The 23,051-nt window shown below is 57.5% G+C and carries 22 protein-coding genes; 12 read left to right on the forward strand and 10 right to left on the reverse strand.

Annotated elements, in window-relative coordinates:
* Positions 1-162: 162 nt before the first annotated feature.
* Positions 163-753 carry a VOC family protein gene (locus J0X15_RS00105; protein WP_206937078.1) on the reverse strand — a complete coding sequence of 197 codons (591 nt, stop codon included), beginning with the start codon at positions 751-753 and terminating at the stop codon, positions 163-165.
* A 282-nt stretch (positions 754-1,035) separates the two neighbouring features.
* Between J0X15_RS00105 and J0X15_RS00110 the strand changes: the two genes are divergently transcribed.
* A complete protein-coding gene (locus tag J0X15_RS00110; protein ID WP_209014975.1) occupies positions 1,036-1,953 on the forward strand; it encodes a DMT family transporter in 918 nt (305 codons plus the stop codon).
* A gap of 22 nt (positions 1,954-1,975) precedes the next feature.
* Here the strand turns inward: J0X15_RS00110 and J0X15_RS00115 are convergent, their stop codons facing one another.
* From J0X15_RS00115 to ade, 3 genes are all read right to left on the reverse strand, one after another.
* A complete protein-coding gene (locus tag J0X15_RS00115) occupies positions 1,976-2,860 on the reverse strand; it encodes a helix-turn-helix transcriptional regulator (RefSeq protein ID WP_206937083.1) in 885 nt (294 codons plus the stop codon).
* Positions 2,861-2,926: 66 nt separating this feature from the next.
* Positions 2,927-4,594 carry a long-chain-fatty-acid--CoA ligase gene (locus J0X15_RS00120; protein ID WP_206937086.1) on the reverse strand — a complete coding sequence of 556 codons (1,668 nt, stop codon included), beginning with the start codon at positions 4,592-4,594 and terminating at the stop codon, positions 2,927-2,929.
* A gap of 280 nt (positions 4,595-4,874) precedes the next feature.
* On the reverse strand, positions 4,875-6,590 hold the full coding sequence (gene ade, locus J0X15_RS00125; RefSeq protein WP_206937091.1) for an adenine deaminase: 1,716 nt from the start codon (positions 6,588-6,590) through the stop codon (positions 4,875-4,877).
* A 435-nt stretch (positions 6,591-7,025) separates the two neighbouring features.
* On the opposite strand from ade, the gene J0X15_RS00130 reads away from it, so the two are divergent.
* From J0X15_RS00130 to eda, 4 genes are all read left to right on the forward strand, one after another.
* A complete protein-coding gene (locus J0X15_RS00130; protein WP_206937093.1) occupies positions 7,026-8,195 on the forward strand; it encodes a winged helix DNA-binding protein in 1,170 nt (389 codons plus the stop codon).
* A 311-nt stretch (positions 8,196-8,506) separates the two neighbouring features.
* Positions 8,507-9,973, forward strand: coding sequence for a glucose-6-phosphate dehydrogenase (gene zwf / locus J0X15_RS00135; RefSeq protein ID WP_206937096.1), 1,467 nt, complete (start codon positions 8,507-8,509; stop codon positions 9,971-9,973).
* A gap of 232 nt (positions 9,974-10,205) precedes the next feature.
* The gene (gene edd, locus J0X15_RS00140; protein WP_206937099.1) at positions 10,206-12,026 is read left to right on the forward strand and encodes a phosphogluconate dehydratase; all 1,821 of its coding nucleotides are present in this window, start codon (positions 10,206-10,208) and stop codon (positions 12,024-12,026) included.
* 28 nt (positions 12,027-12,054) lie between these two features.
* Positions 12,055-12,699 carry a bifunctional 4-hydroxy-2-oxoglutarate aldolase/2-dehydro-3-deoxy-phosphogluconate aldolase gene (gene eda / locus J0X15_RS00145; protein ID WP_206937102.1) on the forward strand — a complete coding sequence of 215 codons (645 nt, stop codon included), beginning with the start codon at positions 12,055-12,057 and terminating at the stop codon, positions 12,697-12,699.
* Between the two features lie 84 nt (positions 12,700-12,783).
* Here the strand turns inward: eda and J0X15_RS00150 are convergent, their stop codons facing one another.
* A complete protein-coding gene (locus J0X15_RS00150; protein ID WP_206937106.1) occupies positions 12,784-13,317 on the reverse strand; it encodes a PilZ domain-containing protein in 534 nt (177 codons plus the stop codon).
* Positions 13,318-13,553: 236 nt separating this feature from the next.
* Here J0X15_RS00150 and J0X15_RS00155 point away from each other — a divergent pair, with 236 nt between their 5' ends.
* From J0X15_RS00155 to J0X15_RS00180, 6 genes are all read left to right on the forward strand, one after another.
* On the forward strand, positions 13,554-14,348 hold the full coding sequence (locus J0X15_RS00155; RefSeq protein WP_206937109.1) for a delta-class carbonic anhydrase: 795 nt from the start codon (positions 13,554-13,556) through the stop codon (positions 14,346-14,348).
* Between the two features lie 228 nt (positions 14,349-14,576).
* Positions 14,577-16,205, forward strand: coding sequence for a glucose-6-phosphate isomerase (gene pgi, locus J0X15_RS00160; RefSeq protein ID WP_206937112.1), 1,629 nt, complete (start codon positions 14,577-14,579; stop codon positions 16,203-16,205).
* Between the two features lie 193 nt (positions 16,206-16,398).
* Positions 16,399-16,668 carry a glycine zipper domain-containing protein gene (locus J0X15_RS00165; protein ID WP_206937114.1) on the forward strand — a complete coding sequence of 90 codons (270 nt, stop codon included), beginning with the start codon at positions 16,399-16,401 and terminating at the stop codon, positions 16,666-16,668.
* A 71-nt stretch (positions 16,669-16,739) separates the two neighbouring features.
* A complete protein-coding gene (locus tag J0X15_RS00170) occupies positions 16,740-17,009 on the forward strand; it encodes a bacteriocin (RefSeq protein ID WP_206937117.1) in 270 nt (89 codons plus the stop codon).
* Between the two features lie 73 nt (positions 17,010-17,082).
* Complete coding sequence (locus J0X15_RS00175) at positions 17,083-17,370, forward strand: hypothetical protein (RefSeq protein WP_206937120.1); 288 nt, start codon at positions 17,083-17,085, stop codon at positions 17,368-17,370.
* A gap of 212 nt (positions 17,371-17,582) precedes the next feature.
* A complete protein-coding gene (locus J0X15_RS00180) occupies positions 17,583-18,455 on the forward strand; it encodes an SMP-30/gluconolactonase/LRE family protein (RefSeq protein WP_206937124.1) in 873 nt (290 codons plus the stop codon).
* Between the two features lie 805 nt (positions 18,456-19,260).
* Here the strand turns inward: J0X15_RS00180 and trhO are convergent.
* The 5 genes from trhO to J0X15_RS00205 all read right to left on the reverse strand — a co-directional run bounded on the left by trhO (position 19,261) and on the right by J0X15_RS00205 (position 22,785).
* A complete protein-coding gene (trhO, locus tag J0X15_RS00185) occupies positions 19,261-20,040 on the reverse strand; it encodes an oxygen-dependent tRNA uridine(34) hydroxylase TrhO (protein WP_206937127.1) in 780 nt (259 codons plus the stop codon).
* A gap of 178 nt (positions 20,041-20,218) precedes the next feature.
* Positions 20,219-20,518 carry a RebB family R body protein gene (locus J0X15_RS00190; protein ID WP_206937130.1) on the reverse strand — a complete coding sequence of 100 codons (300 nt, stop codon included), beginning with the start codon at positions 20,516-20,518 and terminating at the stop codon, positions 20,219-20,221.
* 422 nt (positions 20,519-20,940) lie between these two features.
* Complete coding sequence (locus J0X15_RS00195; RefSeq protein ID WP_408015312.1) at positions 20,941-21,243, reverse strand: RebB family R body protein; 303 nt, start codon at positions 21,241-21,243, stop codon at positions 20,941-20,943.
* A 215-nt stretch (positions 21,244-21,458) separates the two neighbouring features.
* A complete protein-coding gene (locus J0X15_RS00200) occupies positions 21,459-22,088 on the reverse strand; it encodes a hypothetical protein (protein ID WP_206937135.1) in 630 nt (209 codons plus the stop codon).
* An 82-nt stretch (positions 22,089-22,170) separates the two neighbouring features.
* Complete coding sequence (locus tag J0X15_RS00205) at positions 22,171-22,785, reverse strand: hypothetical protein (protein ID WP_206937137.1); 615 nt, start codon at positions 22,783-22,785, stop codon at positions 22,171-22,173.
* Positions 22,786-22,788: 3 nt separating this feature from the next.
* Between J0X15_RS00205 and J0X15_RS00210 the strand changes: the two genes are divergently transcribed.
* Positions 22,789-23,010, forward strand: a complete 222-nt coding sequence (locus J0X15_RS00210) for a hypothetical protein (protein WP_206937141.1) — start codon at positions 22,789-22,791, stop codon at positions 23,008-23,010.
* Positions 23,011-23,051 lie beyond the last annotated feature (41 nt).

The raw sequence follows: 23,051 nt of genomic DNA on the forward strand, positions 1-23,051 counted from the left end.
GCCGAGGATTAAGAACCCTGGCATGTTGAGGATGAGCTTACCCTACGCACCCCGAATGCCGCCAGCCCTGCCTTTCCTGCCGGGGCAGGACGGCGGTAAAACTGTTTCACCACCGAGATAGTTTTTAGGAAAACACGGCAAAAGCAAGGGCAATCATGATGGTCAGTTTCCGCTGAACGGGGCTTTCGGAGCTCGATCATCCGAGAGGCTGCGACGGCGGTGAAGGGTCAGTGCCTCGATGGCATCCGCCAGATGCACAGGCTGAATATTGTAATCCCCCTTGGCAACGCGGATCTTGTGCGCCTCCAGCAAAACCTCTGCATGTGGCACACCTTCCGGCGGCTCAAACCGATATGAGGCGAGCTCGACAAGAAAGCCCAGCGGATCGCGAAAATAGATGCTGTCCATGAACCCGCGATCCTTGGGGCCACTGTGCGAGACCCCATGAGCGTCCAGCCGTTCAACGATCTGTCCGAAGGTCGCTTGCGAAACGGAGAGCGCCAGATGATGCACACAGCCAATTTCCTGAGGTGTTGAAACAGCCGGGCGCCCACGATCTTCATTGGTGAAAATGGTGATCAACCGTCCGTCACCCGGATCGAAATAGAGGTGGCTTTCCTTGGGATTATCCAGATTGGGCTGCTCGAAAACGAAAGGCATCCCCAAAAGGCCCTCCCAGAAGTCGATGGACGTCTGCCGATCCGCCCCCACAAGAGTGATGTGATGCACACCCTGAACCTGAATTTTCTGCATGACCGCCTCCCGCAACCTGAAACCAGTCTTATTGGCTATAACGCCAGCCGCCGCTCGGCAAGCAGGCTGGCACCCGGCAGACTGCGAAAAAATATTTTTTAAAACCCACGCAACCAAATCGCGCTACACACGTTTATCAAAACTGTGAGCGAGTCCACATCTCGGGTGTGGTCGGACAGTTGCCAACCTTCAGGACCCTCCCGTATGACCGCTGACGGTTCAGACCCTGCCCCTCCTCGCCCAAACACGAGCGAGGTTCACGGCCAAAGACGGTCTGGCACCTTGAGGGCTCTCCTGAACGCACTGCCACCCAATACCATCGGCGCCTTGTGGATCCTGCAAGCTGCCTTCCTCTTCACGATCATGTCGACCCTGATCAAGCTGCTCGGCTCCGACCTCAGTGTTTTCCAGATCCTGCTCGTGCGCCAATGCGTCATGGCGCTGATCGTGGCGCCGACCATTATCCGCAACCTGCCGCACTCCTTGCAGACCAAGCGTCCAGACCTGCAGGCTGCCCGCGTGTTCTTCGCGACCATTGCAATGCTGTGTGGCTTCACCGCAGTCATTGAACTGCCACTCGCCGATGCCACAGCTCTTGGCTTCTCCAAGACCTTCTTCATCACGATTTTCGCGATCTTCTTCCTCGGAGAGACCGTCGGTATTCATAGGTGGGGTGCGACCATCGCCGGCTTCCTCGGGGTTCTCTTGATGCTAAACCCAGGTGGCGAAGGCCTCGTCGACCCGAATGCGCTGCTGGCCATCATCGGTGCGGCAGCTGCCGGATTGGTGTCCATCATCATTCGCTTTCTGACACGCACCGACAGCCCGACAACCATTCTGACCTATCAGGCAGTCTGCGTCGGCATCCTCATGACCGGCCCGGCTATCTACACCTGGTCGACGCCGACACTCGAGGAATGGGGCCTTCTTGCTGCTGTTGGAATTGTCTCCTGGGCTGGCCAAATGAGCAACATCCGTGCCTTCCGCGCCGGTGAAGCAACAGCCATCGCCTCCCTGGACTACTCCAGGCTGATCTATGCGAGTGCAATTGGCATTCTGGTTTTCGGCCAATGGCCCAGCGCAACGACATTGATCGGAGCCGGGCTGATTATTCTGGCAAGCCTCTACACCATCCGGCGTGAAGCCGTGCGGGGCCGCCAGCTGGCTCGCGCTGCCGAAGGGCGAGGCTACAACAACTAGACTTGCGGCTGTTCAGACCGCTCTAAAAGCCGTTGAAATGCACCGATGCGAGCTCGGTCACATCGTATCCACCGAGACTTTCGGCCTTTTCGAGAAAGCGGTCCGTCCGGGCAAACCTGAGCAGACGCTGAAAGGGCATTTCGAAAAAATCACGCCGGCCAATGACAATGTCAAAGCGCTCTTGGCGAACTTGAACAAAGGACAATCGACTTTGTCGTGCAGCCATTTCCAGGCCGAACGCCGCATCTGCTTCACCAGTGAACACGGCCTGCGCCGCTTCACGCTCGTCGCGGGCAATGGATCCGTCCAGAATGACATCCTGAGGCCCCATCCCGGCAGTTTCCAGCTCACGTAGAAGTAGAATGTGGCTGCCAGCAGTGGTTTGCCGGCGGACAACCCTGCGGCCCCGCAAGTCGGCGACTGAATGAACAGCCAATGGATTGCCCGGCGGTAGAATAAGCCCGCGCGAGCGCTTGGCCCACTCGATCAAGGCGATGGGCTTGTAACTGAACCCTGTCAGAATCTGTTCCGTGTTCCAGCCTTCGCCCGACTGGTTCGGCACATGTAAACCCGAAGCAATGCCCTCTGCTCGCTCGTAGCGCGCCAGTCCATCCAGTGAACCATCGAACAGGCAAGCCAGTCCGCAATCGCTCTCTCGGATTGCCCATTCCAGCAAGGGATCATGCGATCCCAGCATGACCGGTGGCGCTTCACTTTCGGAGACCAGAGCCTCGCCGCAGCGCTCGATCCAGGCCAGAACCGCTTCTCGCGGAAAAAGCAATTTTCCGGTCGCACGACTGTGCGGCACATCCCCGGTCGCCACAAGGTCATAGACCTTGCGTTCCTTTACGCGGATGAGATCCGCGAATTCGCGGGTCGTGAGAAAACGTGGCAAGTTTTCAAGCATGGAGGGTTTCCGTAATCGTCCTCCGTCCGTTAAGCAATATTGCGCGCAAAAGCAAGCAAACCTGTCTCATGCGGCAGAATCAGCCATCGCCCGATTTTTCGCATCTTCCTCCACCAGCTCCTTTTTTGACAACTTGCCGACCATTGTCTTGGGCAAGCTATCGCGGAACTCATACTCTCGTGGCAGCTCAATCGAACTGAGATGGCCCTTGAGAAAAACCTTGATCTCCTCGATATCCGCATGTGCGCCATCCTTGAGCTTGATGAAAGCTTTCGGAGACTGACCACGGTAGACATCCGGAATGGCGATGACGATCACCTCTTCCACTGCTTCATGCAGATAAATCGCCTCTTCAATCACCCGCGGATAGACGTTGTATCCCGAGCAGATGATGAGATCCTTGATACGGTCGACCAGATAGATGAACCCATTCTCATCGCAGTAGCCCACATCGCCCGTATGCAGAAAGCTGCGGTCGTCGATAGTGTTGGAGGTCTCATCCGGTCGCTTCCAATAGCCCAGCATGACTTGCGGACCCTTCAGGCACAGCTCGCCCTTCTCCCCCGGTGCAACAGAGGCTTCCGGATTGTCCAGTGCGCGAAACTCCGCAGCAGTTCCAGGCACCAGCTGCCCGATCGACCCGGCAACGGTTGACCCGTCCAGCGGGTTGACGGCACAGACCGGCGAGGCTTCTGTCAGGCCATAGCCCTCCACGAGCACACAGCCCGTCAGTTTCTCAAAAGCCGACTTCACTTCAACAGGCAGAGGCGCACCGCCGGACAGGCAAATGTTGATGCTGCTGAGGTCATACTTCGCTGTCATCGGGGAATTGTTGATGGCCGTGAAGAGCGTCGGAACACCGGGAAACAAGGAAATCTTCTTGCGCTTGACCGCCTTCAGAAGAGCCTTCAATTCAAACCGGGGCTGAAGCACCATTTCAGCACCCAGAACGACCGCCAGATTCTGGCTCACCGTCATTGCAAAAACGTGGAAGAATGGCAGAACGCACAGCATCTTCTCCTTGCCTTTCTCGGCACAGAAAAAGACATCGACCATCTGCTCGATATTGGCACTCAGATTGGCATGACTGAGCATGGCCCCCTTCGGCACGCCCGTGGTCCCACCGGTGTATTGCAGCACCGCAATGCTTTTCTCCGGATCGATTTCAACCGGCGTCGGCTGTCCACCGGCACTCAGCAACTCTGCATAATGGACATGCCCACTATCGGAAGCGACATCCGCTACTTCCTTGCCCTTGAAGAGCTCGAATAGGAGCTTTTTCGGCTGAGGCAGGATCTCGGTCATCGGACAGACGATGATCTTGTCCAGAACCTTCTCTTTGCGGATTGCCTCGATCTTGTCGTAGATCAGCCGCAGATCCATCGTGACCATGATGCGCACATCCGCATCGCGCGCCTGAAAGGCGATCTCACGCTCGACATAGAGCGGGTTGAAGTTCACGACCGTCGCACCGATCTTCAGAATGGCGAAGTAGAAGATGCTGTAATATGGGACATTCGGCAGGCACAGACCGACATTCACGCCAGGTTTGACTCCAAGGCCCTGCAGCCCGGCTGCCACCTGGTCGACGGCAACACCATAGTCCCGATAGGTCCAGATCTTGCCCATGAAGTCGGCCGCCGGACGATCGCCGAACTGCTTGACCGTTTCTTCCAGGTATTCATGAACCGGGCGCGCCTTAAAGGCAGCGCACCACTCCTCCGCACCAGTCATCTGGTTCTCCAATCAAAACGCCTCCTCTCCCTGAAGCCGCTGATACTTGCCGTGTAAACGCGGCATTCTTGTGATCATCAGCAGCAGAGACTGCGGTGACGCAGCTTGCAGGGACCCCTCCTCCCGAAGGGCCTTATCTCATCGAGATGGCCACAGGCTTCCCTAAACGTCAACCAGCAACGTAAGGGAACCCGGCTGACTTTTTATGCTGCACTGCAGCTATTCAAACCGCCCCTGTGGATGAAATCTGAACCCTGCAGTGTATAGGCACCAGGTGGCGTCAGGTGCCGATCAGCTGAAACCGATTTACATCGAACATCCCCATGTCGGTGATCTTCAGATGCGGAATAACCGGCAGAGGAAGAAAAGCCACCTGCAAGAACGGCTCCGGCAGGGTGCAGCCCAGTTCCCGGGCGGCGGCCCGCAAGTCTTCAAGATGCGTTCTGACAACCTCAAACGACTCAAGGCTCATCAAGCCGGCCAGCGGCAGGGCCAATTCCGCAGTCACTTCATCGTCGTCCGCAACGACGAAACCGCCCTGCAGTTCGATCACCCGGTTGACCGCAACAGCCATCGAAGCCTCATTCGCACCGACCACGCAGATATTGTGGCTATCGTGCCCGACAGAGGACGCAATCGCCCCCCTGGTCATGCCGAACCCGCTGACGAAGCCCTTGCCGACATTGCCGGTATTCTTGTGCCGCTCAACAACCGCCACTTTCAGAACATCCTGTCCGACGTCAATCTGTGCCTGCCCGTTCTTGACCGTCAGCGTTGCTGAAAGATCTTCTGTGATAATCCGCCCCGGCACGACACCAATCACCCTGGCCGGAGAGTTCTCAGCCAGAATCTCAAAGGCAGAACTGTCCACTTTGTCGGCATGAACGCTGGTCAGTCCGACAGGGGCAATCTCTTCACGCGCAGCAAAAAGCTCTTCGCGCACGATGCGCCCGCCACTTATGACGTCTCCAACCCGGCAGTCTTCGAAATCGTCCAGGAGAACAATATCCGCCCGGCGCCCAGGCGCGATCAGACCACGGTCTTTCAAGCCAAAAGCATTCGCTGCCGACCAGCTGGCCGCTCGATAAGCATCAAGAGGCCTGATGCCCTTGGCAATCAGACGGCGGATCATACAGTCCAGATGACCTTCTTCCGCGATATCCAGCGGATTTCTGTCATCGGTGCACAGAGCAATAAAGGCCGAGACATCCGGCGTCAGAATCGGAGCAAGCGCATCTAGGTCCTTGGAGACAGACCCCTCGCGGATCAGGATGTGCATCCCTTTCGCCAGCTTCTCCAAAGCCTCCGCGGCAGTCGTCGCCTCATGATCCGTACGGATCCCTGCAGAAAGATAGCCATTCAGCCCCTGCCCCACCAGCAACGGCGCATGGCCATCGATATGACAATCCTGGAAGGCTGCGAGTTTCGCCAAAACCTTTGGGTCCCGCGCCAGAACGCCCGGAAAATTCATAAATTCCGCCAATCCGATGACCTTTGGGTGGTCACGCATGGGCAACAAGTCTTCCACTTCCAAACAGGCGCCAGCTGTTTCGAAAGCTGTCGCAGGAACGCAGGACGACAGGTTTACCCGGAGATCCATGACCGTCTGCAAAGAAGCACGTAAAAAGTATTGGATGCCTTCGGAGCCCAACACATTTGCGATTTCATGCGGGTCGCAAATCGCCGTGGTCACCCCATGGGGCAACACGCATCGATCAAACTCAAAAGGCGTGACCAGCGACGATTCGACATGCAGGTGTGTATCGATAAACCCGGGAACGGCAATGCGGCCGCCGCAATCGAAGGTCTCCGCGCCATCGTATCGGTCCTCGACGCCAACGATCCGGTCGCCAACAATTGCAACGTCACCCTCGCGGAAAGATCCATCAAATACGTTGAACACCCGCAGATTCCTGAGAACGAGGTCTGCCGGCTCCACACCGCTGCCTGCCGCAATTGCTCTTCCCAGAAAGGCCTGGGTGTCGGTCGTGGTCATGAGCTCTTCCGATGCTGTTTTTCATCCTGCTCCTACCATCAAGACCACCTTCCTACAGATGTCCAGTGAGAGCTTGGAAATCCCCAACAGTTGCAAGCAGCTAGCCTGCACACACAACACTTAACTTAAGCATATTTATTAAATAAACTGTCATATTTGCTTAAAATAACAAGCCGAAACTCCCAAACCGCAAAACAAAGTGTAGACCTGACCTATAATTATATTACCTTACTTTAAGGAACAGAACTCGTAACGGTGAAGTGGAGGATCATCGGGAGAGGAAGCGCAGGGCTACAACGAAATGGCCCAAGACGTTTAAGCAGGCGGAATTCAACGGCCATATTTCGGCATCAACGCTGACTTTTCCTGCACCGGAAATTCCTTTCCGGCACTGAACACACAGCTTGATCGAACGACTATTGGGAGAAGAAGTCATTGAGTGAGCTTAAAAACAGCAGAGGCTCAAATTCGGCACATGTTCGGCGCTTTAACGAGTGCGTCGTCCTGCATCTGCTTCGCGAAAGGGAAAAAGCCTCCAAGGCCGACTTGGCGCGCGCCACACACCTGACCAACGCTGCTATCGGGGGTATCATACGCGCGCTCGACAAGGATGGCCTGATCCAGGAAGTCGGCCGCATCCGTGATGGCAGCCGAGGACAACCAGCCACCTTGCTAAAGTTAGCCGCGACTGGCGCTTACGGACTGGGAATTCACATAACACCGGGGCGGGCAGACGTCGGCCTCATTGATTTCGCCGGCAGCCTGATCTCCTCTAACACGACGGAGCTGCACACCTTCTCTGCCGAAGAAACCGCCGAGTTTCTATCCCGTCAGATCTCTGCCCTGCTCAAGGATTACCGCGCCGCCCTGTCTTCCCGCATTGCAGGCATCGGGCTCAGCTACGAAGGACTCCAGAAAACCGGAAACGACAGCTTGCAGGATTTTCTCGACCAGCTTTGTCAGGCCCTCCACGACCGGACCGGCTACAGGACATTGCTTGAAGAGGACCGCATTGCCACCGCCCGCGCAGAAGCCTACTTCGGAAAAATCCACAGCGACTTCGCCCATATCTTTGTTGGAGACTGTCTGTCCGGGACCTTTCTGGTAGGGGATGACCTTTTGCGTCGTGCTGGCGGCTCTCCCGCCGACCTCATGCATCTGCCCAGCTTTTCAGGCGCACTTCCAGCGCCCCGGCCAAACACTGCCCCCCAGGCCATGAGCAGTCCCGGCCAGGTACCGAATTCCAGCACAACACTCTCCGGCAACCAGCTACCAGCCCAACCTCAGCCGGCACACCGAGACGACTGGCCAGAAACTTGCGCTAGAGCCATGGCCCAGCCGCTCAGCGCACTGATGGACATGCTGAACCTGCAGACCGTCTTGGTGAATGGAACAGGCACCCGCCCACAGATGGACAGGTTCGTACGCACCTTGAGCACCAGCCTGACACCCCAATCCAACTTCTCCGCGCCAAGAAAAGATATCCGGCTCGGATATCTCGGCGAAAATGCTGCCCTGACTGCGGCGGCGGCCCTTCCCTTGCTGGAACGATATGCACCGAGATCTGCCCTCCTGACCGAGCAAAGCCGAACGACTGCTGGCTGATCGGAGATCACTTTTGCCGAAAAGCCCGCAAGGTTCTCCAAGGCCTTGCAGGCACAACTTTTTCTGCAAAACAAATAGGCAAAACGGCGCTCACACTAGCTCCGATGAAGAAGCAGCCTTGACGAAGTGCCTGCGAACCGTCTTTTCTCGCACAAACGGCCAGCGCACTGCAGCGCTGTCATGCAGCCTTGGCCGCGCTGTTTGCCGGGATCGCGTTGGGAAACCCGGCAAAAGTGCGATGAGCTGCTGACAGACGGATTAAACCGATTTAAAAGCCCAGCGACTCTTTTCCAAATGAGGACCGCACGAACATGTCGGCACGCGTCATTGAAGTGGACGAATTCGATCTGGTTGTCTTCGGAGCTTCCGGAGATCTGGCGCATCGCAAGTTGCTGCCTGCCCTCTATCATCGCTTCGCGGACGGTCAGATGCCGGAAGCGGCCCGAGTGATCTGTTCCGCTCGTCGGGATTATTCAACGGACGAATACCGCAACTGGGCCGAAGAGGCCCTGAACGAGCACGTTTCTGATGTCGAAGCGGACAAACTCGCACGCTTCCTGAAACTTCTCGTCTACGTCAAGGTTGACCTTGGTTCAGGCGATGGCTGGAACGATCTGAAGGCCGTTCTCGACGATCGCCCCGATGTTATCCGCGCCTTTTATCTCTCCGTCGGTCCCGATCTCTTCGGCACGATCTGCAAAGGCATCGGTGCTACCGGCCTTGTTACTGAAAAATCTCGGGTCGTCATCGAAAAGCCGATTGGCAAGGACGGCGCTTCGGCCAAGGCCTTGAACGAGACAGTCGGGAAGGTCTTCGAAGAACACCAGATTTTCCGTATCGATCATTACCTTGGCAAGGAAACCGTTCAGAACCTGATGGCTTTGCGGTTTGCCAATGCCCTATTCGAGCCGCTGTGGAACGCTGCCCACATCGATCACGTGCAAATCACCGTTGCCGAAGCCCTCGGCGTTGGCAATCGCGTCGGCTATTATGACACAGCAGGCGCGCTGCGCGACATGGTGCAGAACCATATGCTCCAGCTTCTTTGCCTGGTTGCCATGGAAGCCCCAGAATCGATGAATGCCGACAGCGTTCGCGATGAGAAGCTCAAGGTCCTCAAGGCGCTTTCGCCGATCACCAGCGGCAACTACGACAAGCTGACCGTTCGCGGGCAGTACCGCGCAGGCGCTTCAGCCGGTGGCGCCGTCGAGGGTTATCTCGACGAACTGGGCGAGGAAAGCCAAACCGAAACCTTTGTTGCGCTGAAAGCCGAGATCGCCAATTGGCGGTGGGCCGGGGTTCCCTTCTACCTGCGCACCGGCAAACGCCTTGCCCAGCGTGTCTCCGAGATCGTGGTGCAGTTCCGCCCGATCCCGCACTCGATCTTTGACGATGAGGCCGGAGACATCTCCGCCAACCGCCTGATCATCCGTTTGCAGCCCGACGAAGGGGTGCAGATGAAAGTGATGATCAAGGACCCGGGCCCCGGTGGCATGCGGTTGCGACAGGTGCCGCTCGACATGAGCTTTGCCGAAGCCTTCAAGGTACGCAATCCGGATGCTTACGAACGTCTGATCATGGACGTAATCCGCGGCAACCAGACCTTGTTCATGCGACGTGATGAAGTCGATGCGGCCTGGGCCTGGATCGATCCGGTCCTTGAGGCCTGGTCAAACTCAAAGGACACGCCGAAGTCCTATACCGCCGGCACCTGGGGCCCCTCCGCTTCAATCGCACTGATCGAACGAGACGGACGCACCTGGTCCGAAGAGGGCTAGCCCCAGACATCGCCTGCGCTGGTCCCGATGCACATGCTGGGACCAGCCATCGCTCTTTACGACTGCTTCAAGATTGGGGGCGGGACGCGCCGCCATTGTCTTGTAGCAGACATTTAAATCGATTAAATCGTCTGCAAGCGACCTTGAGATGGTCGAATTCAGGCAAAGCCTTGACGGCACCTTCCCTGCCCCGTCAGGCTGAGTCCTGGAACAGGAGAGGACCTGAAACACCATGACAGTTCACGCGCGCATTGGTGAGATCACCGAACGTATTGCCAAACGAAGTCATGACACACGCTCTGCCTATCTGGACCGGCTGCATGCGGCTGCTGAACAGGGCCCGAAACGCTCCCGCCTATCCTGCGGAAACCTGGCCCATGGTTTCGCCGCCTGCGGCGTTTCCGACAAGGCGGCGCTGGCTGGCGACGTGGTGCCCAACCTCGGCATCATCACCGCCTATAACGACATGCTCTCCGCCCACCAGCCTTACGAGCACTTCCCCGATATCATTCGTCAGGCGGCTCATGAAGTGAATGCGGTGGCTCAGGTTGCCGGTGGCGTACCCGCCATGTGCGACGGTGTCACCCAGGGCCAGGAAGGCATGGAGCTGTCGCTGTTTTCCCGCGACGTGATTGCCATGTCTGCGGCAGTCGGCCTGTCGCACCAGATGTTCGACGCGGCCGTCTATCTCGGCATTTGTGACAAGATCGTTCCCGGACTGGTGATATCCGCCCTGTCTTTCGGGCACCTCCCGGCGATCTTCATCCCCGCCGGTCCGATGACCACCGGCATCTCGAATGACGAGAAGGCCAAGACGCGCCAGCTGTTTGCAGAAGGCAAGGTCGGGCGCGATGAGCTTCTCGCCTCCGAATCCAAGTCCTATCACGGCCCCGGCACCTGTACCTTCTATGGCACGGCGAACTCCAATCAGATGCTGATGGAGATCATGGGCCTGCACATGCCCGGTGCTTCCTTCGTCAATCCGGGCACGCCCCTGCGCGAGGCCCTCACCCGGGAAGCCGCCAAACGGGCGCTGGCAATTACCGCCCTTGGCAATGAGTTCACCCCGGCAGGCGAAGTCATCAGCGAGAAAGCCATCGTCAATGGGGTCATCGGCCTGCATGCCACCGGCGGCTCGACCAACCACACCATGCACCTCGTGGCCATGGCCAATGCCGCCGGCATCAAGCTGACCTGGGACGACATCTCCGATCTGTCCGATGTCACACCGCTGCTGGCCCGCGTTTATCCCAACGGCAAAGCCGACGTGAACCACTTCCAGGCCGCAGGCGGCCTCGGCTTCATGATCCGTGAACTTCTAAGCGAAGGCTACCTGCACCAGGACGTCAAAACCGTCTACGGCACGGATCTCTCCGGCTACACCGTCGAGGCCAAGCTTGATGAAGAAGGCAATGTTGTTCGTGAAGCTGCTCCGGCGGTCTCCGGCGACGAGAACGTTCTGGCGCCTTTCAACAAGGCTTTCCAACCGACAGGCGGTTTGCAGGTTCTCTCCGGCAACTTCGGCAAGGCGGTGATCAAGACGTCAGCAGTCGCCAAGGAACGCCACATCATCAAGGCTCCTGCGCGCGTGTTCCACACCCAGGAGGAATTCTTGGCGGCCTTTGCCAACAAGGAATTCACCGGAGATGTGGCTGCTGTTGTGCGCTTCATGGGGCCTAAGGCCTGCGGCATGCCAGAGCTGCACAAGCTCACGCCCTCTCTTGGAATTCTGCAGGATCGTGGCCATCAGGTCGCATTGATCACAGACGGCCGCATGTCGGGCGCTTCCGGCAAGGTACCGGCCGCTATTCATGTAACGCCTGAAGCAGCCGACGGTGGCCCTATTGCCAAGATCCGGGATGGTGACATGATTGTTGTCGATGCCACCACCGGAGAACTCAAGGTGCTTGTCGAAGAGGCAGAGTTCAACGCGCGTGAGCTGGCGACCCAGGATCTGAGCGGCCATCAGTTCGGCATTGGCCGTGACCTCTTTGCCGCCTTCCGCGCCAATGTCGGCGCTGCCGACGCCGGCGCACATGTTTTCGGGAACTGATCCCGCAAGCCGATTTCAAGGAAAAAACATGCCCCAGAATATCAAAAAGACCGAAGCCATCATGACCGCAGCTCCGGTCATCCCCGTTCTGATCGTGGAGGATCCCGCCAAAGCCGTGCCAATGGCCGAAGCTCTGGTGCGTGGTGGTCTGCCGGTTATTGAAATCACCTTGCGCACCGAGCGCGCACTGGAAGCCATCAAACTCGTTGCAGACAACGTCGAAGGAGCCATCCCTGGCGCTGGAACCGTGATGACTGCCGCTCAATATGAAAAGGCAATTTCCGCCGGCAGCCAGTTCATCGTATCGCCTGGCGCCACGCCGACGCTGCTCGATATCGCCGATGCTTTTGCCGATGTGCCCCTTTTGCCTGGCGCCGCAACTGCATCGGAAGTGATGTACCTGCTGGAACGCGGCTACGAGCGGCTGAAATTCTTTCCGGCAGAACAGGCAGGTGGAGCGGCTTATCTAAAGTCCCTGTCATCGCCACTGGCTGCCGCAAAATTCTGCCCGACCGGCGGCGTTTCTCTGGACAAGGCGCCCACATACCTGGGATTGCCGAATGTTCTGTGCGTTGGTGGTTCCTGGATTGCGGATGCCAAGGCCATTGCGAATGAAGATTGGGCTGGAATTGAAGAGCGTGCCCGGGCTGCAGCGGCTCTGACAGGCAGATAAATTGAGCGCGGCCGCTTGTCGTAGAGAGGCGGCCGCGCAAGGCAGCACCAACACGCCAGACCAGGATAACGGAAGCCTCCTCCGTTATTCGCTTGGCATTTCCCCATCTTCCCAGACAAGTCTCAGACCTGCGGACGTGGAATTGCGCCAGGCGAACTCGCCAAGGACCGGTTTCTCAAATTTCTTGATATGAAGAACGACCTCTTCCGGCAGGCTGGTCAGATCCTTCGCCAGTACCTTGCAGCCATTCGGACCAGCATCGATGATGGTGCCCTTGATTTCGGTCACGCCTTCCCGGTCACTGATTGTCACCGGAATCTTGACGGTATTCCTCCGTTCCCGCCGCTTGTCCGAGAGCTTTTCTTCGATTTTCGGAAAGATAATAGAGGCGAGTTCGCCCTTTACGGCCGTCACCTGTCCCCTGATGAGCCTCAGGATACCTGGAACCCGAATGCCAATATTCTTGCGGAGCTCGCCCATATCGGGACCCGACAGGCGACACCCCCACTCGCTGACATTCTCGACAGTGGCTTCAACGCAGCATAAATTGTCGAAGTCAACAACGAGAACCGGCTCGCCGCTTTGCTCTCGCTCGTGCAGGGCCTCAATTGACGGCATGAAGGCAAACGCTCCCAGAAAGACTATTGGTAGTTTTATGGAAGATCAGTTTCCACAATATTAACACACATGAACAAGTGCTTAGCCAACGGTTTCCGGCGATTTTTCGCCAAACACCGTCAAGTTTGACATAAAGCCAGGCTGATTTTTTCAAGGTAGTCTTTTGCGCGTTTGCGTAAACACCGATTCCAAAAAGAGCATCGCCGCGATCATGGCGTCGTTTAAGGGATGAAAAAATGCATTATTTAATAACATTCTGCTTGGGCATCTTCAGCCTCAGCCTCGCGGCGACCACCGCCTTGTCAGCCAACTTGTGCCAGGGGTTTGGACCCCAGACGCCTCGGGACATATCCGACACCACCGGAAGCAATCCAATTAATTTTTCCCGGGCCCCTGAACCAACACAACTGAACCTCTGCAACATCCACACGCACACCAACGCAGAGCACAAGGGCCCAGGTTTCACCATTTTCGCCGGTGACGGCGATCACGGAGGCTACCAGTGCAACGACTCCAAGCGTCTGACGGATGCCGAACTGGTCGAACCCGATCATGCGGCAATGGCCTACCATGGGGTAAAACCCGGCGACACGATCGAAGTCCATTGGGTCTACACCTCCTGTCAGGTGACACCTGGCAAAGGCCTGGGCTCCTGCCTGACCAAGGCTTGCACCAATCCCGAACTGCGCGTGGAATCGCAGGTATTCCTGGTCGCCAACAACAAGAGTGCCCTGAACTTCATGGACTATACCTACCGCGGCCAGTTGGTCGCCGGGCTGCACCAACCCAAAGCCCTGCCCGCAGGTACCGGCGAGCCGGTGGTCTTTGCAGGATCAACCACCGGGACCAGCTTCACCCAGGAGATCTGCTCGCCCTTCCAGGTGACATGGTCTGTGCGCCCCCAATGCGCCAAGCTCGACATAAACTCGCTCAACGAGTGGGCCAAATCTGGCAACGTCTTCCAGGAAGACCACTCCCACGGCGTACGCCAATTGGTAACAGCGCCCGAACTTCTCGCGCCAATCAACTGACCTGACCCAACAGCTCGCGGCCGCTCTGGAGTGGCTGCGAGCTAAATCGATTGAAGTCCAGCATTCCCGACAATCTGGTGAAGCAGTAGAAATTCGGTTTGAGGCCCGTTGACCGCGAAATTATAGGCTCCGCCTCTAGGGCTTTATTGCATTGCATGCTAAGCAGTTTTTCATGATCGCAGCCTCTCTCCCAGGCTGACATTTCACGCCCAGACCGGAGAACATCCCATGGCCAGCCCAGATCGTTTCGGCGCCCTCAAGACCCACGCACAAAGCCTCCAGGAGCAGAGCCTGCGGCAGATGTTTGCAGCCGACGCTGAGCGCTTCGACAAGTTCTCCGCCCGGTTTGAGGATTTGCTGCTGGACTACTCGAAATCAATCATCGACCAGAAATCTCTCGATCTCCTTCTTCAGCTGGCCAAAGACGCAGGGGTCGCAGAGCGCCGCGACGCGATGTTTGCCGGCGAGAAGATTAACGGCACTGAAGGCCGCGCAGTCTTGCACACCGCTCTGCGCAACCAGTCTGATGATCCCGTCGTGGTCGGTGGCAAGGATGTCATGCCGGATATCCGGGGTGTACTCGACGCCATGTCTTTTTTCGCCGATGGCATTCGCTCCGGCGAAATCGCCGGATCCGGCGGTCAGGCCTTCACCGATGTGGTGAACATCGGCATCGGCGGGTCAGATCTTGGCCCAGCAATGACGACACTCGCCCTCAGCCCCTATCACGATGGCCCGGCGCTGCATTATGTGTCCAATGTCGATGGCGCTCATATCGCCGATACGCTCGACGCTCTGGACCCGGAAACCACTCTGGTCATTGTCGCGTCCAAAACCTTCACCACCATTGAGACCATGACCAACGCGCAAACCGCGCGGAAATGGATTGCGGGAACGCTGGGCGAAGAGGCCGTCGGCGATCACTTTGCCGCAGTCTCCACCGCTTTGGAAAAGGTCGGCGAATTCGGCATCGACGAAAGCCGCGTTTTCGGTTTCTGGGACTGGGTCGGCGGGCGCTATTCGGTGTGGTCTGCCATCGGACTGCCCCTGATGCTCGCAATCGGCCCGGATGCCTTCGCTGACTTCCTGGCCGGCGCTCACGCAATGGACAAGCACTTCCAGGATGCCGAGCTGAACCAGAACCTTCCAGTTCTGATGGGACTGGTCGGTGTGTGGAACCGCGATGTTCTCGGCTACTCCTCCCGTGCTGTTCTCCCCTACGACCAGCGCCTGTCGCGCCTCCCGGCCTATCTGCAGCAGCTCGACATGGAATCGAATGGCAAGCAGGTAAAACTCGACGGCACTCCGGTCGACGAACAGACAGGCCCGCTCGTCTGGGGCGAGCCTGGCACGAATGGCCAGCACGCCTTCTACCAGCTGATCCATCAAGGCACGACGGTGATCCCGTGTGAATTCATCATCGCACTCAACGGCCATGAAGCAGACCTCGGCCATCACCATGAACTTCTGGTCGCCAACTGTCTGGCGCAATCGGAGGCCCTGATGCTCGGAAAAACCCTGGAAGAAGCGACGGCACAGCTGACCGAAAAAGGCATGAGACCTGACAAGATCGCAGCCCTTGCCCCGCACAAGGTGTTTCCAGGCAACCGACCTTCCATAACGCTGGTCCACGAAAGCCTGACGCCCTTCACCCTGGGCCGCCTGATCGCTCTCTACGAGCACCGCGTCTTCGTGGAAGGCGTGATATGGGGAATCAATTCCTTTGATCAGTGGGGGGTTGAACTGGGCAAGGAACTCGCTCTGGCACTTCAACCAATGCTTCAGGGAAAAATTTCAGCCGAAGGCAAGGACAGCTCGACACGCGGTCTTCTGGCGCTTTTTCAGAAGTCGAATTAAACTTTTGAAACAATGAGATAAGGCCGAAACCTGGTTCCAGGAGGCGGTCTTTCTCATGAGCGACGCAACTTCCGCGTAGATCGGGCGTTACTCTCCCGGAACACCGGCTGCCCCATCGATGCCGCAAACATGAGTTGGGGTCAACTGAGCTGGTAACAAGCTACTTATGAAGACCAATGGGAGTTCCCGAGACATGAAAAAGATCCTGATCGTTAGCGCTGCGACCCTTATGCTCGCCGCTTGTCAGTCGAACAGCCAGGGCGACCGTGCTCTTGTTGGCGCAGGCCTTGGCGGCGCAACCGGCGCAGCGGTTGGAGCAGCCGCATCCGGAACAGCAGGCGGCGCTCTTGCCGGGGCAGCAATTGGTGCAGCTGGTGGTGCAATCGTCGGCTCTGCAACAACACCCAAGAATTGCGTCGCTTATGACAGCGCAGGCAACCCTTACCGCGTTTCCTGCCCGTAATATGATTGCCAAAACGCCGATCTCGAACCATTATCCGGGAAATTCACGTTGGGTAATTGGAGTGATTCTCGATGAAGAGACTTCTTGTAATCGGCGTTTCCGCCATGTTCCTCGCTGCATGTCAGTCTGACAGCCAGGGCGATCGTGCCTTGGTAGGCGCAGGTCTAGGCGGCGCTACCGGTGCTGTCGTTGGTGCAGCAGCTGGCGGCGGCGTTGGGCCGGCACTTGTCGGCGCAGCAATCGGTGCTGCTGGTGGAGCCATTGTCGGCTCGGCTACCACGCCGAAGAACTGCGTTGCATACGACCAGTACGGCCGTGCTTACCGGGTCGTATGCCCTTAATATTACCAGTCCTGACAAGGGCGGGATCAGTTGTACACTTCGGATGATTCGTTTTTCCTGATGGACAAGACACATGAAGCATCTGACTGGTTCAACCGTTCTCGCCCTTGCTCTTGCCATGGGCCTTTCCGGCTGCATATCCAATACGGACAGCCAACGTGACCGCATGCTCATCGGCGGCGGTCTCGGTGCAGCAAGTGGTGCCGTTATTGGTGGCGTTGCTGGCTCGACGGCAGGTGCAGCTCTGGCTGGTGCAGCCCTCGGCGCCATTGGTGGTGGCTTGATTGGCGTTGTGACCTCGCCGCGTAACTGCATTGCCCGCGACCAGGATGGCACGACCTACAAGGTGAGGTGCCCCTAGACGCCTTTCCCTCAGAAGCCACAACTCCGGACCCGTTGGTCTACGCGCCTCACGGTGCTATGGAACCGTTACCGTGCCGAAGTGGTTTGACCTGCATGAGGGCCTTCTGCTGCGACAGCTGTAGTGAGCCTTCCCCGACACAACAAGCTGGTCGACGGGCGCAGACCCTCGGGCTATAGTTCGCTCGTTTTGAGCCACCACCGGAGCAACAGGTGACCTTTCATATTTCGCGTCTCATCGAGACGGCCTACAGTTTGGCTGAATGTCCAACTTGGGACGAGAAAACCGACAAACTGCTTTGGGCCGATATTCAAGGCCACACCATTCAGGCGATGGACTGGACGAGCAAGTCCATCGAGACCTACTCCTTCGACAATGAAGTTGGCTCCTTCGGGCTGACCGATGACGGACGGCTGATCGTCGCTGTCTGGGACAAGATCATCCTGTTTGATCCCCAGTCCGGCGAGAAGACCACACTGGCAGAAATCGAATCTGATTTGCCACAAACCCGCCTGAACGACGGAAAGGTTGGTCCGGACGGTGCCTTCTGGGTCGGAACCATGGACACTTCCAGCCCGCGCGAACCGATTGCCAACCTCTACCGGGTCGATGCAACAGGCGAAGTCTCCCATATCCGTGACGGCTTGCAGGTCTCCAACGGCCTCGCCTGGTCACCGGACGGGACATGGCTGTACCATTCGGATTCCAGCCCCGGCTGGGTCGAGGCCTATACCTTCGATCCGGCGAGCGGTTCTCTGGGCGCCAAGATGCTCTATGTCCAGCAAACCAATGAAACCGGTCGCCCCGATGGCGCCACTATCGACACTGAGGGCAACTACTGGAGTGCCGGCGTTTCCGCTGGTGTACTCAATTGCTTTGCACCAGATGGCAGCCAAATCCACGCAATCGCGATGCCGGTTCCGAAACCGACGATGCCCTGCTTTTGCGGCACCAATCTCGACCAGCTGGTAGTGACCAGCCTGCAGCCTGGTGGCGAAGGCCCCGACAGTCTGTCCGGTTCGCTCTTCCTGGTGGAAGGACATGGCCACAAGGGTCTTCCGACTCACCGCTTCAGATCCCTTTGAAGCCGTTGAGTGACGATTGAATTCAAAATGGCGCCAGGAGCACTCCTGACGCCATTTTCATATCAGCCATGCTTTTTTGTGAACGAGAATCGTCAAGTCATCAGCTCTGGCAGCGTGAACGGATAGGCCGCCATTCGGCCCGAGCCGGCTGAATCTGCACCCTCTGACTGATTGTTCTATAGATTGCGGGGTGCCGGACTTTTTGCCGGCTTGGCCGCCGCACCACAACGCTTTCTTGAACGGTTCCGTAAACCGCAGGTTCGGTCACACGGACCTTTTGGCCGGGTCGCACAAGAACCTTCTCATGCACCGTTTGATAGACCGGGGGATGGGGAATCTTGCAGAGGACCTGTCTGCCATGACGCCACTGATATTCCCAGCGTACCGATGCAGGCTGCACCATGACACGCCTCGACCGGGTCTGATAAATCGGTGCGATCTTCTGGTAAAACGACTTGGCAGACTTCACCACCACACGACGATGCTTCACCCCATAAACCGCCGGTGTCACAACGACCTCCGAGTGCGCCGGCTGAACCAGCACGCGTTTCTCGACATATCCATAGACCGGCGGAACAGTAACCTGCTCGTAGCACGAGGACTTTCCAGCGACTGCCGCTCCTGCCCCCAGAAAAACAAGCGCGGCACATGCGGCCCCTGTGACCAGCCGAAAACGACTGGATAGTCCTTTCCCTGTTTGCGATGCATGCATTCTTGCGCACCCCCTTGGCCTCGGGCGCCACATCCACCTTCAACTTAAGGAAACTTGCCCCTAGGTCAAAGCCTCAAACAGGAAAAGGCTGGCTCAATCGTAGTCCGTATCGTCATTGATGATATGCTTGGCCTCTTCAGGCACCCATGCGCCCCAGCGCGGCTGCAGCTTGTGGTCAACCGATACCCGATCATCAAAGACAAAGCATTCCCCCTTCCACAGGCTCTGCTCTTCCGGAACTTTCTCCAGATAATTCAGAATTCCACCCTGCAAATGGTAGACTTCATCAAAGCCCTGCTGAAGCATGAGCGACGACGCTTTTTCGCAGCGAATACCGCCAGTGCAGAACATTGCGATCTTCGGCTTGTTTTCCAGTTCCTGCGCCTTGCGAACCCACTCTGGGAACTCGCGAAAGGACTGGGTTTCCGGATTCATCGCACCATCGAACGTTCCGAACGCAAACTCGTAATCATTGCGGGTATCGATGACGACAACTTCAGGATCGGAAATGAGCGCATTCCAGTCCTCTGGCTGCACATAGGTCCCGACAACGTCATTCGGATCAATGCCATCGACCGCAAGTCGGACGATCTCCTGCTTGAGACGCACCTTCATACGCTTGAAGACATGCCGGTCGGCCCAGGCTTCCTTGTATTCCAGCTCGCTCATTCGCGGGTCGGACTGCAAGTACGCCAACACCTCGCGCAAGCCCTCTTCCGGTCCCGCAATCGTCCCGTTGAGCCCCTCTGACGCCAGAAGAATACTGCCGCGCACATCCCGTTCCTGGCAAAACGCCTTCAGCGGGTCACGCATGGCTTCAAAATCATCAAGCGGAACAAACTTGTAGAGAGCAACAATCAGGATCTTCGACATGGATCAGGTTTCAGGCCTATTGGGGAACATTCAAGCAGCCGCCCGGAATTCCGGGAGCATTCTGCGCCAGCTTATACTCCTGCCGGCACGGGCACGAAAGTCCGCAATGTTCCGAATTTTACGCCCAAGCTTGCCATCTTGTCGCAAGACCTGCGCCAAATCCCGACTGCTGGAAGTCTCAACCGAGCGTATTCAGAAGCTTGACCAGATCGGACAGGTCATTTTTGGCTTCGGTTATGGACGCCTTGCCGCCGACCTCGCCATCATCATAAAGCCGCATCAACCCGCCCAACACAGCCAGCTCCGCGCTGGCATTGCCGAGCTTCGCCTGCTGAACAGAGTTGGAATAGAGAATGGCATTGGAGTGAGCAGCAGACACATACAGACTTGCCATCGCCACGGCGGGAGACATGTCAACCGACGCGATGGCATCGCCTGGTGCGGCAGTTACGGATACAGGGGCTTTTACGGTGGCCATCGGGCACATCCTTCCTTACTGATCCCGGCAAAAGTGCCGAGTACCTTGGAAAAGCCTGCCCTGTACAAAGATGCCCCGGTTTGCCGGAGCGGATTATCGCCTGCCTTCAGGATTCCCCTCACAGGATTAAGGAAAGGTTGATAGGCGGGGCCTACAGCCGGCTCAACGCGCCAATTGGGACGTTATTCCTGAGCCTTATTGGACACAACGGCCAGCGAAGCCCGAAAAAGGCGCGGAATAGGCGAATATTCGGCACAGTTGACGCAAAAATGCACGGCAGGCGGTTTTCACCGACCTGCCGTGCAGAACATTAAATGGGAAGGATGGGGCCAATATGGGAGTGCCTCGATGGCCGATGCACTCCCCTCTCCAAATAGGAACGAAAGTCCGGCCTCGCCTGCTTCGGCTGGCCCGACGCTCGATCAACGACCGCCTTGAAAAGCGCTCAGAACAGTCATCAAGCTGCTCAGGTTGTCGGAGACGCCTGTCTGGGCAACCTTTTCGCTGGCGCCTGCCACTGCCGTGGTGTCCAGGCTGTAGATCTGCATCACCCCCATGTTGGATGCCGCTTGGGCCAAAATATTCTGCTGCTGTGCTGCTGCGACCGCATTCTCAAAGAGGATGCCGGTTGAATGGGCCATCGCCTGGTACAGCGTGCTGATCGCCATAGCCGGGGCTTCGCCAACCACCTTGACGTTCGACTGGGTGACGGCATCGGTGACCATGGGGTTCACGAGTGTTTCAGCCATTATTCTAATCTCCTAAGATTGGCCGGGCTCATCACCGGCAAAGGACACTCTAAGGACGCCCGAAGACTGCAAAGCGTGACCGGAAAAAGCGCTTATTGGAGAGCTTTTTGGCCCACGCGAACAAAAAACCGGCCCCTCTTGACGAAAGGCCGGTCAATCAGGTCAACGAACTCCGCTCCGCCCCCCCCCTGCTACCGTGTTCTTTTACCCGCTTCAGCTTGTTGGAAGCTCTCAACAAACTGGCGAATTTCAGAAGTCTTTTCCTCAACTGCCGCAGCGACCATCGATTGCAGCCTTGCTGTCATGTCACTCATTTGGCCCTGCGCCTGGTTTTCAGCCGCCTTGAGCATTGTCAGAACGCTGTCGACGGATTGTCCCCCAATCTGGGGCTGGCCAGAGGGTTCGACCGGCCCGTGTCGAGCAAGCGCTGAAATGAAGTCCGTCCGTCCACTGCGCAGCAATTCTGGCAAGTCCTGCGGATTGTCGACGATGTCCTTAACAGCCTCATGCTGTTCCAGCATGGCATCCGAAAGCTTGCCGGTTTTCTCGCAGAAGCCTTCCAAAACCGCAAAGGTCTTGGCATACGCCTGCTCCGCGGCGTGATCGGCCTCGTCCTTGTGTTTTTGAATCTCAGCTGCAACTTCCAAGAGGAGTGGCAGCTTGGCCGCATGCAGCTGGTAGTCATCCCGAAGCCGGGTGGTTGCAACGGCGGCAGCCACCAGCTTTTGCATGCGATCCTGCGCCGTAGCTGCAGTCTGGTGTCTGGCGTGATGTCTGCCCTGGTCTCTGGCCTGCTCTTGGCCCTGGGCAACAGCGCTCACGTGCGGCACCTCCCCCGGAGCCACGCTCGCGGGAGGGTCTGTCAAAGCACTGGCCTGGGCTTTCTGCTGGGTTCTGCGCTTCTCAGCAGCGGCCGCCGCCGCGACCTCGGCCGCGTCCCTCATCCCTGCGGCAGGTGTCTCGTTCGTCATTCTCCATCTCCTCAATCACAGTCTCTTCGACAATCCGCGTTTCGCGGTGAATGACCTCGTGTTGATGGCATTGTTCCGCCTCAGAGGTACGGTCAGGCGGAGGCGTTTCTGAACGACCGGCGGAACGCGACTGCCCAGAAGACCCAGAGCGTTCGCCAGGATCGGACCGGCGGCTTGGTCTGACATCATCCTCATTATCGGCATCATCTGTTGGCGAGCAGCACTCCACCGGAGAACCATGAGATCCGCCGCAACAGGGACAGCAGCCAGCGCCATAGGACGCAGCCGCAAAATGCCCGCCCGTCGAACACCCCGAAATCAAGGCCCCACCGTTGGAGAGCTTTTTCTCTCGGTGCAGCAATGCCGCACTGATCTTGTCAGCCTCACTCATCGTTCCGCAGGTCCAGGCCATATAGGAGAGGAGCTTCGGGTAGAGACAAAACAGACTGACATCGTCCGTCCGACGTGGTTCTTCCGACAAGGCCTCTTGCCAGGCTCCCAAACGCCCAATCAGCGCCTCTTCCAGATCTTTCGTCAGCTGGTCCATTTCATGCTCCTATTGACCGCTTGTATCGGTATTGCCGTCATCATCTTCGGGTTTCCGCTCTGGAGAAGGTACTTTGCTCCGACCTCTGAAACGCTCCAGAACACTCGCGCTACGCTTCGGCCCGAGGATCTGCAGAACCATCTTGAAAACCCGAGATCTCTGCTGTTGCGGCAATGCGGCGACAGCGTCCCGCAAAGGCTGAAGCTCGTCCCCCGCATCACGTGAGATGTCCTGCTCCGTTGAAGGCCCATCATTTGCATGACCGC

Origin of the sequence: Roseibium limicola (genome assembly GCF_017313085.1) — a bacterium.
In the GTDB taxonomy this organism is placed as follows: Bacteria; Pseudomonadota; Alphaproteobacteria; order Rhizobiales; family Stappiaceae; genus Roseibium; species Roseibium limicola.

What these genes read in the sequence shown, in the direction of transcription:
- J0X15_RS00105 (WP_206937078.1), bottom strand. Translation starts at nt 753, where the DNA reads ATGCAGAAAATTCAGGTTCAGGGTGTGCATCACATCACTCTTGTGGGG.
- J0X15_RS00115 (WP_206937083.1), bottom strand. Translation starts at nt 2,860, where the DNA reads ATGCTTGAAAACTTGCCACGTTTTCTCACGACCCGCGAATTCGCGGAT.
- J0X15_RS00120 (WP_206937086.1), bottom strand. Translation starts at nt 4,594, where the DNA reads ATGACTGGTGCGGAGGAGTGGTGCGCTGCCTTTAAGGCGCGCCCGGTT.
- ade (WP_206937091.1), bottom strand. Translation starts at nt 6,590, where the DNA reads ATGACCACGACCGACACCCAGGCCTTTCTGGGAAGAGCAATTGCGGCA.
- zwf (WP_206937096.1), top strand. Translation starts at nt 8,507, where the DNA reads ATGTCGGCACGCGTCATTGAAGTGGACGAATTCGATCTGGTTGTCTTC.
- edd (WP_206937099.1), top strand. Translation starts at nt 10,206, where the DNA reads ATGACAGTTCACGCGCGCATTGGTGAGATCACCGAACGTATTGCCAAA.
- eda (WP_206937102.1), top strand. Translation starts at nt 12,055, where the DNA reads ATGCCCCAGAATATCAAAAAGACCGAAGCCATCATGACCGCAGCTCCG.
- J0X15_RS00150 (WP_206937106.1), bottom strand. Translation starts at nt 13,317, where the DNA reads ATGCCGTCAATTGAGGCCCTGCACGAGCGAGAGCAAAGCGGCGAGCCG.
- J0X15_RS00155 (WP_206937109.1), top strand. Translation starts at nt 13,554, where the DNA reads ATGCATTATTTAATAACATTCTGCTTGGGCATCTTCAGCCTCAGCCTC.
- pgi (WP_206937112.1), top strand. Translation starts at nt 14,577, where the DNA reads ATGGCCAGCCCAGATCGTTTCGGCGCCCTCAAGACCCACGCACAAAGC.
- J0X15_RS00165 (WP_206937114.1), top strand. Translation starts at nt 16,399, where the DNA reads ATGAAAAAGATCCTGATCGTTAGCGCTGCGACCCTTATGCTCGCCGCT.
- J0X15_RS00170 (WP_206937117.1), top strand. Translation starts at nt 16,740, where the DNA reads ATGAAGAGACTTCTTGTAATCGGCGTTTCCGCCATGTTCCTCGCTGCA.
- J0X15_RS00175 (WP_206937120.1), top strand. Translation starts at nt 17,083, where the DNA reads ATGAAGCATCTGACTGGTTCAACCGTTCTCGCCCTTGCTCTTGCCATG.
- trhO (WP_206937127.1), bottom strand. Translation starts at nt 20,040, where the DNA reads ATGTCGAAGATCCTGATTGTTGCTCTCTACAAGTTTGTTCCGCTTGAT.
- J0X15_RS00190 (WP_206937130.1), bottom strand. Translation starts at nt 20,518, where the DNA reads ATGGCCACCGTAAAAGCCCCTGTATCCGTAACTGCCGCACCAGGCGAT.
- J0X15_RS00195 (WP_408015312.1), bottom strand. Translation starts at nt 21,243, where the DNA reads ATGGTCACCGATGCCGTCACCCAGTCGAACGTCAAGGTGGTTGGCGAA.
- J0X15_RS00205 (WP_206937137.1), bottom strand. Translation starts at nt 22,785, where the DNA reads ATGGACCAGCTGACGAAAGATCTGGAAGAGGCGCTGATTGGGCGTTTG.
- J0X15_RS00210 (WP_206937141.1), top strand. Translation starts at nt 22,789, where the DNA reads ATGCTCCTATTGACCGCTTGTATCGGTATTGCCGTCATCATCTTCGGG.